The organism is Pseudomonas sp. Tn43 (assembly GCF_014192635.1).
Lineage (GTDB): Bacteria > Pseudomonadota > Gammaproteobacteria > Pseudomonadales > Pseudomonadaceae > Aquipseudomonas.
The window spans coordinates 40567-55565 of the sequence record NZ_JACHYG010000019.1; the positions used below are offsets into that span (position 1 = coordinate 40567).

General features: G+C 59.4%; 13 protein-coding genes. 8 read left to right on the forward strand and 5 right to left on the reverse strand.

Annotation, left to right across the window (positions count from 1 at the left end; translation table 11 throughout):
• Positions 1–5 precede the first annotated feature (5 nt).
• From FHW68_RS26120 to FHW68_RS26130, 3 genes are all read right to left on the reverse strand, one after another.
• On the reverse strand, positions 6–1103 hold the full coding sequence (locus FHW68_RS26120) for an amino acid ABC transporter permease (RefSeq protein ID WP_095632500.1): 1098 nt from the start codon (positions 1101–1103) through the stop codon (positions 6–8).
• Between the two features lie 10 nt (positions 1104–1113).
• Positions 1114–2295 (reverse strand): amino acid ABC transporter permease, encoded by a 1182-nt coding sequence (locus tag FHW68_RS26125; RefSeq protein ID WP_095632501.1) that lies wholly within the window; start codon positions 2293–2295, stop codon positions 1114–1116.
• A gap of 65 nt (positions 2296–2360) precedes the next feature.
• Complete coding sequence (locus FHW68_RS26130; protein ID WP_095632502.1) at positions 2361–3392, reverse strand: amino acid ABC transporter substrate-binding protein; 1032 nt, start codon at positions 3390–3392, stop codon at positions 2361–2363.
• Between the two features lie 469 nt (positions 3393–3861).
• Here FHW68_RS26130 and FHW68_RS26135 point away from each other — a divergent pair, with 469 nt between their 5' ends.
• The 5 genes from FHW68_RS26135 to FHW68_RS26155 all read left to right on the forward strand — a co-directional run bounded on the left by FHW68_RS26135 (position 3862) and on the right by FHW68_RS26155 (position 9197).
• Positions 3862–4518, forward strand: a complete 657-nt coding sequence (locus tag FHW68_RS26135) for an alpha/beta hydrolase (protein WP_183683775.1) — start codon at positions 3862–3864, stop codon at positions 4516–4518.
• Positions 4519–4603: 85 nt separating this feature from the next.
• Positions 4604–6091 carry an ATP-dependent RNA helicase RhlB gene (rhlB, locus tag FHW68_RS26140; RefSeq protein ID WP_183683777.1) on the forward strand — a complete coding sequence of 496 codons (1488 nt, stop codon included), beginning with the start codon at positions 4604–4606 and terminating at the stop codon, positions 6089–6091.
• A gap of 138 nt (positions 6092–6229) precedes the next feature.
• Positions 6230–7177 (forward strand): ornithine cyclodeaminase family protein, encoded by a 948-nt coding sequence (locus FHW68_RS26145; protein WP_183683779.1) that lies wholly within the window; start codon positions 6230–6232, stop codon positions 7175–7177.
• 152 nt (positions 7178–7329) lie between these two features.
• Complete coding sequence (locus FHW68_RS26150) at positions 7330–8457, forward strand: FAD-binding oxidoreductase (RefSeq protein ID WP_183683781.1); 1128 nt, start codon at positions 7330–7332, stop codon at positions 8455–8457.
• Between the two features lie 98 nt (positions 8458–8555).
• Positions 8556–9197 (forward strand): transcriptional regulator, encoded by a 642-nt coding sequence (locus tag FHW68_RS26155; RefSeq protein ID WP_095632507.1) that lies wholly within the window; start codon positions 8556–8558, stop codon positions 9195–9197.
• 131 nt (positions 9198–9328) lie between these two features.
• On the opposite strand, the gene FHW68_RS26160 is transcribed toward FHW68_RS26155, so the two are convergent.
• Together FHW68_RS26160 and hmpA are read right to left on the reverse strand one after the other, a co-directional pair.
• The gene (locus tag FHW68_RS26160; protein ID WP_095632508.1) at positions 9329–10105 is read right to left on the reverse strand and encodes an ABC transporter substrate-binding protein; all 777 of its coding nucleotides are present in this window, start codon (positions 10103–10105) and stop codon (positions 9329–9331) included.
• 237 nt (positions 10106–10342) lie between these two features.
• Positions 10343–11524, reverse strand: coding sequence for an NO-inducible flavohemoprotein (hmpA, locus tag FHW68_RS26165; RefSeq protein ID WP_095632509.1), 1182 nt, complete (start codon positions 11522–11524; stop codon positions 10343–10345).
• 148 nt (positions 11525–11672) lie between these two features.
• Between hmpA and norR the strand changes: the two genes are divergently transcribed.
• The 3 genes from norR to FHW68_RS26180 all read left to right on the forward strand — a co-directional run bounded on the left by norR (position 11673) and on the right by FHW68_RS26180 (position 14903).
• Positions 11673–13226 carry a nitric oxide reductase transcriptional regulator NorR gene (gene norR, locus FHW68_RS26170; RefSeq protein ID WP_183683783.1) on the forward strand — a complete coding sequence of 518 codons (1554 nt, stop codon included), beginning with the start codon at positions 11673–11675 and terminating at the stop codon, positions 13224–13226.
• A 288-nt stretch (positions 13227–13514) separates the two neighbouring features.
• Positions 13515–14417 (forward strand): chemotaxis protein CheV, encoded by a 903-nt coding sequence (locus FHW68_RS26175; RefSeq protein WP_095632512.1) that lies wholly within the window; start codon positions 13515–13517, stop codon positions 14415–14417.
• 27 nt (positions 14418–14444) lie between these two features.
• On the forward strand, positions 14445–14903 hold the full coding sequence (locus FHW68_RS26180; RefSeq protein WP_095632547.1) for a GNAT family N-acetyltransferase: 459 nt from the start codon (positions 14445–14447) through the stop codon (positions 14901–14903).
• Positions 14904–14999 lie beyond the last annotated feature (96 nt).

Below are 14999 nucleotides of genomic sequence, written 5' to 3' on the forward strand. Positions count from 1 at the left end.
CGCTCCTAACGCTTGTGGCCAGTGTCCAGCTTACGTTCCAAATGCATGGAGTAGCGGGACATACCAAAACAGAAAATCCAGAACACCAGGGCCGCGAATACATAGCCTTCAGTGGCCATGCCCAGCCATTTCGGGTCGGCGGCGGCTTGCTTGACGCTGTTGAGCAGGTCGAACAGGCCGATGATGATCACCAGGCTCGTGTCCTTGAACAGCGCAATGAAGGTATTGACGATGCCCGGGATTACCAGCTTCAGGGCTTGCGGCAGAATCACCAGGCCCATGCTGCGCCAGTAGCCGAGCCCCATCGCTGCAGCCGCTTCGTACTGACCTTTGGGAATCGCTTGCAGACCGCCACGCACCACTTCAGCGATGTAGGCCGACTGGAACAGGATCACACCGATGAGCGCACGCAGCAGTTTGTCGAAGTTCATGCCTTCGGGCAGGAACAACGGCAACATCACCGAAGACATGAACAGCACGGTGATCAACGGCACGCCGCGCCAGAACTCGATGAAGGTCACGCAGACCACGCGAATCGCCGGCATGTTCGAACGCCGGCCCAGGGCCAGCACAATTCCCAGCGGCAATGCGCCGACGATACCAACGGTGGCGATCACCAGAGTCAGCATCAGGCCGCCCCATTGGCTGGTCGCCACTTCGGTCAGACCGAACCAGCCACCGTGCAACAGGACGTAGGCAATGATCGGATAGAGCACCAGAAAGCTCAGGCCGTAGATGGCCTTGTGTGGAACGCGTGCGACGAACAACGGCGCCACGCCAATCACCGCCAGCCACACGGTCAGGTCTACGCGCCAGCGCAGGTCCGTCGGGTAATAACCGTACATGAACTGGCCGAAGCGCTGCTGGATGAACACCCAGCAGGCGCCCTCCTTGGTGCAATCGGCGCGGGTGGTACCGACCCAGTTGGCGTCGAGAATCGCCCAGCTCACGATAGGCGGAACTATCAGGTAAATCAGATAGAACGCGAACAGCGTCAGCAGGGTGTTGATCCAGCTGGAGAACATGTGCGCCCGCATCCACGCCACGACCCCGATGCTGCTGCTCGGTGGTGGCATGTCGGGTTTGAAAGTATGAGTCGTCATGCGCTTTTCCTTACCGCTCGATCAGCGCAATGCGCTTGTTGTACCAGTTCATCAGCAGGGAGATGCTGATACTGATCGCCAGGTACACGCTCATGGTGATGGCAATGACTTCGATCGCCTGCCCGGTCTGGTTCAGCACCGTACCGGCAAACAACGACACCATCTCCGGATAACCGATACCGGCCGCCAGCGAGGAGTTTTTCGCCAGGTTCAGGTATTGGCTGGTCAGCGGTGGAATGATCACGCGTAGGGCTTGCGGGATGATCACCTTGCGCAGGGTCGGACCATTGCGCAAACCCAGCGAGTGAGCCGCTTCGGTCTGGCCGTGACTGACGGACTTGATGCCCGAACGCACGATTTCAGCGATGAACGCCGCGGTGTACACCGTCAAGGCCAGGGTCAGCGCCAGCAGTTCCGGGATCAGCACCCAGCCACCGACGAAGTTGAAGCCCTTGAGCTCTGGCATTTCCCAGTGCAGGGGCGCGCCGAAGATCAAGACACACAGCGCAGGGATCACCAGGAACAGCGCCAGGCCTGCCCAGAATTTGTGAAAGGGCTCGCCGGTGGCTTCGAAGCGTTTGGTCGCCCAGCGGCTCATCAGCACGATGGCCACGATAGCCACGACGATGCTCGCCACAAACGGCCAGAAACCATCCGCCGCCAACGCTGCGGGCATGTTCAGGCCGCGGCTGCTGACGAAGAAGGTGTCGCCGAAGTTATGGCTGTTGCGTGGCCCTGGCATGGTCAGGAACACCGCGAAGTACCAGAACAGGATTTGCAACAGCGGTGGAATGTTACGGAAGACCTCTACATAGACCGTCGCCAGCTTGGCAATAATCCAGTTCTTCGACAGCCGTGCCACACCGACGATGAAACCGAGGATCGTCGCCAGGATTACACCGATAAAGGTGACCAGCAGGGTGTTGAGCAAACCGATGACAAACACACGGGCATAGCTGTCCGATTCGGTGTAGTCGATCAAGTGCTGAGCGATACCGAAACCGGCGCTGCGCTCAAGAAAGTCGAAACCCGAGGTAATGCCCCGGTGCTGAAGGTTGGTTTGCGTGTTATCGAACAGAAACCAGCCTAGCGAGACCACCGCCACAATGGTAATGATCTGGAATACCCACGCACGCACTCGTGGATCGCTGAGGCTGAGCCTCTGCTTAGGTGCGCCGATTGAATTTTGCATGAAGTGCCCCGCAAATAATGGAACAGAACATCACCCGGTGGTTGGCCCACCGGGTGATAGAACCATCAGCGCACTGGTGGTGCGTATTGAATGCCGCCAGCGTTCCACAGAGCGTTCAGCCCGCGGTCGATTTCCAGCGGAGTTTTCTTGCCGAGGTTCTTCTCGAACACTTCGCCGTAGTTACCGACTTGTTTGACGATCTGGACCACCCAGTCTTTCTTCACTTTCAAGTCTTTGCCGTATTCACCGTCCGAGCCCAGCAGACGAGCGACGTCCGGGTTCTTGGTGGATTTGGCTTCAGCTTCGACGTTCGCCGAAGTGACGCCTGCTTCTTCGGCGTTGAGCATGGCGTAACCGGTCCAGCGCACGATGGCCAGCCACTCGTCGTCGCCGTTACGCACGACCGGGCCCAGCGGCTCTTTGGAGATGGTTTCCGGCAGAACCACGTAGTCCTTCGGCGAGGCCAGCTTGCTGCGCTGGGCGAACAATTGGGACTTGTCGGAAGTCAGCACATCGCAACGACCGGATTCCAGCGACTTGGCGCTTTCATCAGAGGTGTCGAAAGTGATCGGGGTGTATTTCAGACCATTGCCGCGGAAGTAGTCGGAAACGTTCAGCTCGGTGGTGGTACCGGCCTGGATGCAGATGGTCGCGCCATCCAGCTCTTTGGCGCTCTTGACGCCCAGCTTGTTGTTTACCAGGAAGCCGATGCCGTCGTAGTAAGTGATGAAGCCAGGAAACTTCAGGCCCATGCCCGCGTCACGGGAACTGGTCATGGTGGTGTTGCGCGACAGAATGTCGATTTCACCGGACTGCAGGGCGGTGAAACGCTCTTTGGCGTTCAACTGGCTGAATTTGACCTTGGTCGCGTCGCCGAATACGGCGGCGGCTACAGCGCGACAGAAGTCAGCATCGATACCGACGATCTTGCCAGTGGCGTCCGGAACCGAGAAACCCGGCAGACCGTCACTCACACCACACTGCACGAAACCTTTCTTTTGCACTGCATCCAGGGTTGCACCCGCCTGAGCGAACCCACTGACACCGAGCACTGCGGCTGCAGTCACGATGGCCAGGGTGGATTTCATTAACTTCATTCAAACCTCCAGTTTTGCTCTTGTTGTGTCGGAGCTTGAGCCCTGTCGCACCCTTATGAGGCGTTATTGACCCAATGTTGGCTTTTTTTAGGGTCAACCGACGCAGGACCGTCGCCATGAGTCTAGTAGGAGAAAACCCGCGTTCCGGATAACTCCCTTCTCACCAATCGGCCGAACGGGCGGTAGCCCTTTCACGTTCGCGAAGCCCGTAGCGGCCACTGGCGAACATCCATCACCGGATTCTTTGCTATCCCATGACAAGCCATACACTGATAGTGTTACCGCAAGGCATGAGATTGGTTGCACAGGCTTCCCCATAGCAAAGCCCGTACCAGACCGCTCGCTAAAGCGATTCAGCGCAAGATCAATAGCAAAACTTTCAACCTTGCGACATCTTCTTAACTGATCAACCCATTGCGCACTCGAACCTCGCACTTCTTGAGAGCGCACGCACAACAATGGAGCAGACATGACCGAGCCCCTGATTCTTCAACCCGTCAAGCCCGCAGACGCCTGCGTAATCTGGCTGCACGGGCTGGGTGCCGACCGCTACGACTTTTTGCCGGTAGCCGAAGCGCTACAGGAAAAACTGCTCAGCACCCGTTTCGTTTTGCCCCAGGCCCCGACTCGTGCCGTCACCATTAATGGCGGCTACCAGATGCCCAGCTGGTACGACATAGTGGCCATGAGCCCGGCCCGCGCGATCGACCGCGAGCAGCTGGAAGCGTCCGCGCAACGTGTCGTTGATTTGATCGAAGAGCAGAAGGCCAGCGGAATAGACGCCTCGCGGATCTTTCTCGCTGGTTTTTCCCAAGGCGGCGCAGTGGTACTACACACAGCCTTTTTGAAATGGCAGGGACCGCTGGGTGGCGTACTTGCTCTCTCGACTTATGCCCCGACCTTCAGCGATGAACTCGAGCTTTCCGCCAGCCAGCAACGCATTCCGGTGCTGTCGTTGCATGGTCAGTACGATGAGGTGGTGCAAAACGCCATGGGCCGGACCGCCTACGAATATCTAAAGCACCATGGTGTCACCGTGACATGGCAGGAATACCCAATGGGCCACGAAGTGTTACCCGAAGAAATTCGTGACATCGGTGTCTGGCTCGCCGAGCGTTTGCGTTAAAAGCTGCCCATTGATCCATCCCACTACGCCGCGCCCGATTCTTGCATTACACTGGCCGGCGTATATTCCTTAACCAATTGATGAGATGACCGTGCTCAAAGCACTCAAGAAAATGTTCGGTAAAAGCGAGACTGAGCAGCTCGCGCCAGTCTCCAGCGCTCCTTCTCACACTCCCAGCCACCGCACCGACGGTAATCAGCCTGGCCGGACCGCAACCGTAGCCGCACCGAAACACGAACCGGTGACCACACCGACCGCTCCCGCCGCCAAGCCCATCGCCTCTGAGCCGCCGCGCAGCGAAGCCCCGAAACCGCCAAAACCGCGTCGCGAACCCAAGCCAAAAGCGCCGGTTATTCCCTGGAAACTCGAAGATTTCGTCGTCGAACTCCAGGAAGGCAAAACCCGCTTCCACGATTTCAAACTCGCCCCCGAACTGATGCATGCCATTCAGGACCTGGGCTTTCCGTACTGCACGCCGATCCAGGCGCAAGTGCTTGGCTTCACCCTCGCGGGCAAAGACGCCATCGGTCGCGCCCAGACCGGCACCGGCAAAACCGCCGCGTTCCTGATTTCGATCATCACCCAGTTGCTGCAGACCCCGCCGCCCAAAGAACGCTACATGGGTGAACCGCGGGCACTGATCATCGCCCCGACCCGGGAACTGGTGGTGCAGATCGCCAAGGACGCAGCCGACCTGACCAAATACACCGGCCTCAACGTCATGACGTTTGTCGGCGGCATGGATTTCGACAAGCAGCTCAAGCAGCTCGAAGCCCGTCACTGCGACATCCTCGTGGCCACTCCGGGCCGCTTGCTCGACTTCAACCAGCGTGGCGACGTGCACCTGGACATGGTCGAAGTCATGGTGCTGGACGAAGCCGACCGGATGCTCGACATGGGTTTCATCCCACAAGTGCGTCAGATCATTCGCCAGACCCCGCCAAAGAACGAGCGTCAGACGCTGCTGTTCTCCGCGACCTTCACCGATGACGTGATGAACCTCGCCAAGCAATGGACCACCGACCCCTCGATCGTCGAGATCGAAGCGCAGAACGTGGCCAGCGAAAACGTCGAGCAACACATCTACGCGGTGGCCGGAGCCGACAAATACAAATTGCTCTATAACCTGGTCAACGATAACGGCTGGGAACGGGTAATGGTCTTCGCCAACCGCAAGGACGAAGTGCGGCGCATCGAAGAACGCCTGGTGCGCGATGGTGTCAACGCGGCGCAACTGTCGGGCGATGTGCCGCAGCACAAGCGCATCAAGACCCTCGAAGGTTTCCGCGAAGGCAAGATCCGCGTGCTGGTGGCCACCGATGTGGCCGGTCGTGGCATTCACATCGACGGCATCAGCCACGTGATCAACTTCACTTTGCCGGAAGTCCCGGACGACTACGTGCACCGCATCGGTCGTACCGGCCGTGCCGGCGCCGATGGCGTGTCCATTAGCTTTGCCGGTGAAGACGACTCCTACCAGCTACCGTCCATCGAGGCGTTGCTGGGTCGCAAGATCAGTTGTGAAACGCCACCGACGCATCTGCTGCGGGCGGTTGAGCGCAAGCGCCCGTAACCCGGGCCTTCAGAAAGAGGCGCAGCCGGAAACGGACTGCGCTTTTTTTTCGTCCGGCTTTTTCAACAGGTGCTTGATCAAGACAACTAAAAGTCCATAATGGACAAATTAGTTTACTTTCAGCGCCCGGAGCCGACCATGCCCAGCACGCCTTACGTGATCACCCAACCCCAGGCCCGTGAATTGCTGGCGCACGTTGATGTGCCGCGGATCCTGCGCAAGCTGTTCCGCGACCTGGCTACCGGGCAAGCCGTGCAACCGGCGCAACAGTTGGTGGAATTCCCGAAGGGTGCCGGGGACTTCATCAATTACCTGGGTGTACTGGCCGAAGATGGCGTCTATGGCGTCAAGACCTCGCCCTACATCGTGCGCGAGCAGGGCCCGCTGGTGACCGCCTGGACGCTGCTGATGTCGATGCAGACCGGCCAGCCGCTACTGCTTTGCGATGCCGGTGAATTGACCACCGCACGCACCGCCGCGACAACGGCGGTGGCGGTCGATGCCCTCGCCCCGCTGAAGGCCCGGCGACTGGCGATTATCGGCAGCGGTAAAGTGGCCCAGGCGCACCTGCACTACGTCAAGGGCCTGCGGGACTGGCAAAGCATCAGCCTCTATTCGCCGAGCCTGAGTGACAAGAATCCGGAAGCGCTGGCACAGCTTGAAAGCCTCGACCCACGACTGACCCTCGCCAACCGTTGCGAAACCGCGATTGAAGACGCCGACGTGATCATGCTCTGCACTTCGTCCGCCGGCCCAGTGCTCGACCCGTCAATCTTGAGCAAGCCAGCGCTGATCACCTCCATCAGCACCAACGCCCCACGCGCCCATGAGGTGCCGCCGCAGAGCCTCAATGACATGCAGGTGTTCTGTGACTATCGTCAGACCACGCCAGGCTCGGCCGGCGAGATGCTGATCGCCGGCGAACAGTATGGCTGGGACAAGCGCTTGATCATCGGCGACCTGCCCGAGTTGCTCAGCGAACACGTACAGCGGCCCGAATACGATCGCCCGGTGTTCTTCCGCTCCATCGGCCTGGGCCTGGAAGACATCGCACTGGCCAATGCCCTTTACCAATTACAGCGCTAACACCACAACCCCCTGTAGGAGCTGCCGAAGGCTGCGATCTTTTGATCTTGCCTTTAAAAAGCAAAATCAAAAGATCGCAGCCTCGTTTCACTCGTCAGCTCCTACAGGGGAAATTCACACTTTCGGCATTTGCGCCCCCACAGGAGACGTTCATGAGCCAGGCAGACTTCATCATCATCGGCGGCGGGATTGCCGGCGCTTCCACCGGTTTCTGGCTGTCCCGGCACGGGCGGGTGATTGTGCTCGAACGCGAATCCCATCCGGCCTATCACTCCACCGGACGCTCGGCGGCGCTGTTCACCGCCGCCTATGGCACACCGCAGGTTCGGGCATTGACCCAGGCCAGCCGCGATTTCTTCGACGCGCCACCGCCCGGTTTCTGCGAACACCCGCTGCTGACCCCGCGTGGCGAGATGACTGTCGATTTCACCGGCGATCCGGCCGAGTTGAGCAATCAATACCTGAGCGCCAAAGCCACGGTGCCGCAAATGCAATGGCTCAGCGCCGACGAAGCCTGTGCGCGTCTGCCGATCCTGCGGCGGGAAAAAGTCCACGGCGCGATCTACGACCCGACCGCCAGCGACATCGATACCGACGCCCTGCATCAGGGTTATCTGCGCGGTATCCGCCGCAATAAAGGTGAGGTTCATACCGACAGCGAAGTGCTGAGCCTGAGCCGGGATGCCGAAGGGCAATGGCAGGTTCAAACCGACACTCAGACCTTCAGCGCGCCGATCATCATCAACGCCGCCGGTGCCTGGGCCGACAAGATTGGCGAACTGGCCGGCGCCCGACCTCTGGGCGTGCAGCCCAAACGCCGGGCAGCCTTTATCTTTGCCGGCCCCGAGGGCCTGGATATCCACGACTGGCCAATGCTGGTCAGCCTCGATGAATCCTTCTACATGAAGCCCGACGCTGGAATGTTCCTCGGCTCACCGGCCAACGCCGACCCGGTGGAACCGCACGACGTGCAGCCCGAAGAACTGGACATCGCCATGGGCATCTACCAGATCGAAGAAGCCACCACCCTGACCATCCGCCGCCCGACCCGCACCTGGGCCGGCCTGCGCAGTTTCGTGCGCGACGGCGATTTGCTGTCCGGCTTCGATCAGCAGGTGCCAGGGCTGTTCTGGGTCGCGGCGCAAGGCGGCTACGGCATCCAGACGTCACCAGCCATGGGCCAGGCAAGCGCAGCATTGGTACGCGGCGAAGCCTTGCCCGAGCAGCTCATCCGTTTCGGCCTGGACGCCGAGATGCTCTCCCCCGCCCGCCTGAGCTGACGCTGATCCTGCCCCCTGAGGTGACGTGTCCACACGATTGCGGCAAACTTCCAGTGCCCCTTTTAACGGGGCGCTGACGCTGCCTGGAGTTGCACTGTATGAACGCACCTGAAAAAGACTCGGCCCTGGACGCTACGTCCATGGACAACTTCCGCGCGATTGCCGATGCGATCGCCACGTTGTTCTTCCCTCACGCCGAGGTGGTGCTGCACGACCTGCGCACGCAGAAGGTCGATTACATCGCCAACAACCTGTCCAAACGGGAAATCGGCGACGACTCGTCGCTGGAAGACATGCTCAGCGACGACGTCAGCGAACGAAACATCGGGCCGTACGAAAAGCTCAACTGGGACGGCCAGAAAATTCGCAGTCTCAGCAGCGTGCTGCGCGACAGCGAAGGGCGTCCACTGGCGGTGCTGTGCATCAACCTGAATATTTCGTTGTTCGAAAACGCGAAAGCGGCGCTGGATTTGTTCCTGTCGCCGACCAAGCTGATCCCGCAACCGGACTCACTGTTTCGCGATGACTGGCAGGAGCGGATCAACACCTTTCTTCACACCTGGCTGCGCGAGCGCCAGCTGAGCCTGAACGTGCTGACCCGCGACCACAAACGCGAACTGGTGCTGGCGCTGCACGCCGAAGGTGCCTTCAAAGGCAAAAGCGCCTCCAACTATGTGGCCAATGTGCTGAACATGGGGCGGGCGACGGTGTACAAGCATTTGAAGGAATTGAAGGGCTGAGCCCTGAGATCCTGGTCGATTGAAAGGGCTCCTTCGCGGGCAAGCCTCGCTCCTACAGGTTTCGCGTCGTTCACCCGTTTTGTGAACAACGTTGGACCGCAGGAGCGAGGCTTGCCCGCGAAAGCGATTGTTCAGTCGCCGTAGATATCCGACTTGAAATACTTCTGCGAGATCTTCTGGTACTCGCCGCTGGCGCGAATGTCGTCGATCGCCTTGTTCAGGTCCGCCACCAATTGCGTGTTGCCCTTGCGCACCGCAATCCCGGCGCCCTCACCCACGTATTTGGGGTCTTTCAATTCCGGCCCGACAAACGCATAGCCCTTGCCACGCGGCATCGCCAGGAAGTCACTCAACGGAATGGTGTCGGCAAAAATCGCATCGAGACGACCGGCGGCCAGGTCCATGTAGATTTCTTCGTTATTGCTGTAGCGCTTGACGTTGATGCCCTTCGGTTCAAAAACTTCGGTGGCATAACGGTCGGTGGTAGTGGCGCGCTGCACGCCGATATTCTTGCCCTTGAGGCTGGCGTACTGGTCATCCACCACTGCGCCGTCCTTCATCACCAGACGCGATGAAGTGAAGTAATACTTGTGACTGAAGTCCACTGATTTCTTGCGGTCTTCATTGATGGTCATCGACGACAGGGCCATGTCGATTTTCTTCACTTTCAGGGAAGGAATCAGACCATCGAACTCGCCTTCGACCCACTCACACTTGACCTTCATCTGTGCGCACAGGGCATTGCCGATTTCGTAGTCGAAACCGACGATCTTGCCTTCCTGGGTTTTGGACGCGAACGGCGGATAAGCCGCTTCGATGCCGATGCGCAGGGTTTTCTCGGCGGCAAACACGCTACTGCACGCCAACAGGCTCAGGGCCAGACCGGTGATGAGGGGGAATTTCTTCATATTCGTTCTCTCGCGGGTTGTTGTTGGTTTGGCAAGACAGAAGAAAAAATTGAAACGGAGCACGCTTTTTTTGTACTTGGAATTCCATACTGGACTTTTATGTATTTTCCGTCAATCAGGCAAGCAGCCTCATACCCCGCCTCCGGTCGGGTGCTGACACAAATATGAAAAAGGCCGGGTCGATGCTTCGCCAACAAGCGAAACACCGACCCGGCCCCGCGGGAACCGCCCAGCGAGTTATTCCAGCACGGCAGCCGGCCCGAAGAATTCGTAACGGCTTTGCTTCTCCGGCACGCCCAAGGCCTTGAGGTGACGCTTGATCGCCGCCATGAAGCCTTTAGGCCCCAGGAAGTACGCATCCACGTCACGCTGTTCCGGCAACCACTCGCCCAGTTGCGCCTGGCTCAACAGGCCAACCTTGTCCGCCGCCGGGCTGATGCCGTCGTCTTCGGCATAGCAATAAAAACGCTTGAGCTGCGGATGACGCTCGGCCAAGCCATCGATCCAGTCACGGAAGGCATGCACGCTACCGTTGCGCGCGCAGTGGATAAAATGCACCGGCCGCTGGGTCGCCAGCGCCGCTTCGAGCATCGGCAATGTCGGAGTAATGCCGACACCGCCACTGATCAGCACCAGCGGTTTGTCGCTGGCGGTCAGGGTGAAATCGCCCGCTGGCGGGAACAGCATGATGCTTGCGCCGACGTGCAGTTGATCGTGCAAATGGTTGGAAGCGCGGCCGCCGGTTTCGCGTTTGACGCTGATGCGGTACTGACCTTTGTTCGCCAGCGCCGACAGCGAATAGTTGCGTCGAATTTCTTCGCCATCGAGGATCAGTTTCATGCCGATGTACTGGCCTGGCTCTGCCGCAAGAATCGGGCCCTTGTCCGCCGGCTCGAAGTAGAACGAGGTGATTTCCGCGCTCTCCTCGACCTTGGCCGCCACGATGAATTCCCGCGCACCACGCCAGCCGCCCGGCGCCTGGGCTTTCTGGTCGTAGATGCTGGCTTCGGCGCCGATCAGGATCTCGGCCAATTGACCATAGGCCGCGCCCCAGGCACTCATCACTTCAGGCGTGGCGATCTCTTCGCCCAGCACTTCGGAGATCGCTCGCAACAGGCAGCTGCCCACAATCGGGTAATGCTCCGGCAGGATTTGCAGGGCCACGTGCTTGTTGATGATTTTGCTCACCAGGTCGCCCAACTGATCGAGCTGGTCGATGTGCCGCGCATACATCAATACACCGTTGGCCAGGGCGCGTGGCTGATCGCCACTGGCTTGGTGAGCCTGGTTGAACAGCGGACGGACTTCCGGGTATTCGGAGAGCATCATGCGATAGAAGTGAGTGATCAACGCTTCGCCGCCGCTTTCCAGCAAGGGCACGGTGGATTTGATAATTGCACGGTCTTGAACGCTAAGCATAAAGGGCGACTCCTGAGCTTTATGTGAATATCTTTCACCTATCAGTTTCCATGCCAACAATTAAACCCTTACAAATCATCAACTTAAAAACGAAGTAGTCATATCGACACGCGACGCTTTATAGTCACACCGACTACACGGAGTCATTATGACTGCAAAATTACTGCTCACGACCCTGCTGCCCCTGGTCTCCGACCTGTCCCGCGAACTGCCTGAAGGCGAGCGTTATCGACGCTTGCTCGAGGCCATGCGTGCCCTGCTCCCGTGCGACGCCGCCGCCCTGCTGCGACTCGATGGCGAATGGCTGGTGCCGCTGGCTGTGGATGGATTGAGCATCGACACCCTCGGTCGACGTTTCAAAGTCAGCGAACACCCGCGCTTCGAAGCGCTGCTCAGCAGTCCCGGCCCAACTCGTTTCGCCGCCGACAGCGATTTGCCCGACCCTTATGACGGTCTGGTCGTCGGCCTTCACGATCACCTGGAAGTCCACGACTGCATGGGCTGCCCGCTGTTTATCGACGAGCGTGCGTGGGGTTTGTTGACCCTCGACGCGCTCGCTCCTGAACGTTTCCAATCGATCGAGCTGGATGCCCTGCAAGCCTTCGCCGGCCTCGCCGCCGCCACGGTCAACGCCGCCGAGCGCATCGAACGACTGGCCAATCGCGTCGAAGACGAACATCAGCGCGCCGAGGTTTACCGTCAGGCCAGCGGCCAGCAGAACCGCGAAATGATCGGCCAGAGCAAGACTTACAAACGATTGATGGAAGAGATCAGCCTGGTGGGCGGCAGCGACCTGACGGTGCTGATCACCGGCGAAACCGGGGTCGGCAAAGAGCTGGTGGCGCAGGCCATTCACGCAGCGTCGCCCCGGGCCGACAAACCGATCATCAGCCTCAATTGCGCTGCCCTGCCCGACACGCTGGTGGAAAGCGAATTGTTCGGCCATGTGCGCGGTGCTTTCACCGGGGCGACGAATGATCGGCGTGGCAAATTCGAACTGGCCAATGGCGGTACATTGTTCCTCGATGAAGTGGGCGAACTGTCGCTGACGGTGCAGGCCAAATTGCTGCGAGTGCTGCAGAGCGGGCAATTGCAGCGGCTGGGGTCGGACCAGGAACATCAGGTCGACGTGCGATTGATCGCCGCGACCAACCGCGATCTGGCCGAAGAAGTGCGCAGCGGTCGCTACCGTGCCGACTTCTATCATCGCCTGAGTGTTTATCCGCTGCTGGTGCCTGCGCTGAGGGATCGCGGTCGGGATGTGTTGTTGCTCAGTGGCTTTTTCCTGGAACAAAACCGCTCACGCATGGGCCTCAACAGCCTGCGCCTGACCAGCGATGCGCAGGCGGCATTGTTGGCCTATGCCTGGCCGGGGAACGTGCGGGAGCTGGAACATTTGATTGGTCGCAGTGCGTTGAAGGCGCTGGGTAACTGCAAGCAACGGCCAAAAATTCTCAGCTTGAGCGCGGCGGATCTGGACTTGCCCATCGCCAGCATTGAACCGGCGCCAGAACCGCAGGTTGCGGCACCGACGGCTGCATTAATTACAGGGGATTTGCGTAAAGCCACCGAACATTATCAGCGCCAACTGATCAGCGCTTGCCTGGAACGGCACCAGAACAACTGGGCCAGTGCGGCGCGGGAGCTGGGTCTGGATCGGGCGAACCTTGGGCGGATGGCCAAGCGGTTGGGGATGAAGTAACCCCGGCATCATGGTTAGGAACTTCTGTGGCGAGGGGGCTTGCCCCCGTTCGGCCGCGAAGCGGTCGTGAAACCAGCGATGAGGTTGTACTCTGGAAAAAACGGGAGCGCTTCGCACTCCAACGGGGGCAAGCCCCCTCGCCACAGGCAAGCCCCCTCGCCACAGGGGTTTGTTTGGGCGGCAATGGGGATTACTCCTAAAGCCTGCCTCCGCCAAGTCGATAACCCGGCATCGATAGCTGTTGGCGATCGCACAATCGCCCATCACCTTTTTCCACAGAAGGTTTTTATGTCTTCCAACAAAGCCCGCGCAGATTCACTTTCGCTTCTGCTGTTTACCTTGCGCAGCGGCAAGCTGATGGCGATCAACCTGCTGAAAGTCAGCGAAATCATCCCCTGCCCGCCGCTGACCAGGCTGCCGGAGTCGCACCCTCACGTCAAAGGCATCGCCACCCTGCGCGGCGCATCGCTGTCGGTGATCGACCTGAGCCGCGCCATCGGCGAGCGACCGCTGGAAGACCCGAACGGTGGCTGCCTGATCGTCACCGACGTCAGCCGCTCCAAGCAGGGCTTGCACGTTCAAGCAGTGAGCAAGATCGTCCATTGCCTGACCACCGACATCCGTCCACCGCCCTTCGGCTCCGGTGGCGTGCGTTCGTACATCACTGGCGTGACCTCTGTCGACGGCACGCTGGTGCAAGTGCTGGACATCGAAAAGGTCATCCACGGCATCGCGCCGGCGCAGATCGAAACGGCCCCGACCGAATTGAGCATGGAAGACGCCGAAGTCCTCGGCAACGCACGAATCCTGGTGGTCGATGACAGCCAGGTTGCCCTGCAACAATCGGTACACACCCTGCGCAACCTCGGCCTGCAATGCCACACCGCTCGCAGCGCCAGGGAAGCCATCGACTGCCTGCTGGACCTGCAAGGCACCGCCCAGCAAATCAACCTGATCGTCTCCGATATCGAAATGTCGGAAATGGACGGCTATGCCCTCACTCGCACATTGCGCGAAACCCCGGACTTCTCGCACCTCTATGTATTGCTGCACACCTCGCTGGACAGCGCGATGAACAGCGAGAAGGCTCGACTGGCCGGAGCCAACGCGGTGCTGACCAAATTCTCCTCACCGGAACTGACCAAATGCCTGATCGCGGCGGCCAGGGCCGTCACTGAACAAGGTCATTGAGTGGTGGCCGAGACCTTTTGTTTTCTGATGCGGCGCAACCTCGCTGAGGATGTGCCGCCTTTCACTTGGCCAAATGGCATTGAGTTGACCCAGTACCGTCCCGAACTCGCCGAAGCCGTCCATCACTTGATGGAACTGGGCTATCGGGAAGGTAGCGGTCGCGTACCGGCGCTGGAAGTCTGGCAACAGCGTTTCGAAACCGACCCCGAATACGATCCGTCCCTGTGCTTCATCGCGATCGACGCCGAAGGAATCGTCGGCGTCGCCCAGTGCTGGACCAGTGCCTACATCAAAAGCCTGGTGGTGCATCCGCGCGCTCAAGGCCTCGGACTTGGCCGTGCGCTGCTACTCAATGCTTTCAAGGTGTTTCAGCAACGCCGCGAAGGCTACGTGGATCTGAAGGTGCTGGAGAATAACCTCCGGGCCCAGCGTTTGTACGAAAGTGCCGGGATGTATGTGGTCCGCCGGGAACCGGTTCCAACCTGACACCGCCTTCGCGGGCAAGCCTCGCTCCTACATCTATGGTTACCCCCTTTTCTGCAATACTGTTTTTGATGCGTGTTTGGCTTGCTTTCATCTATC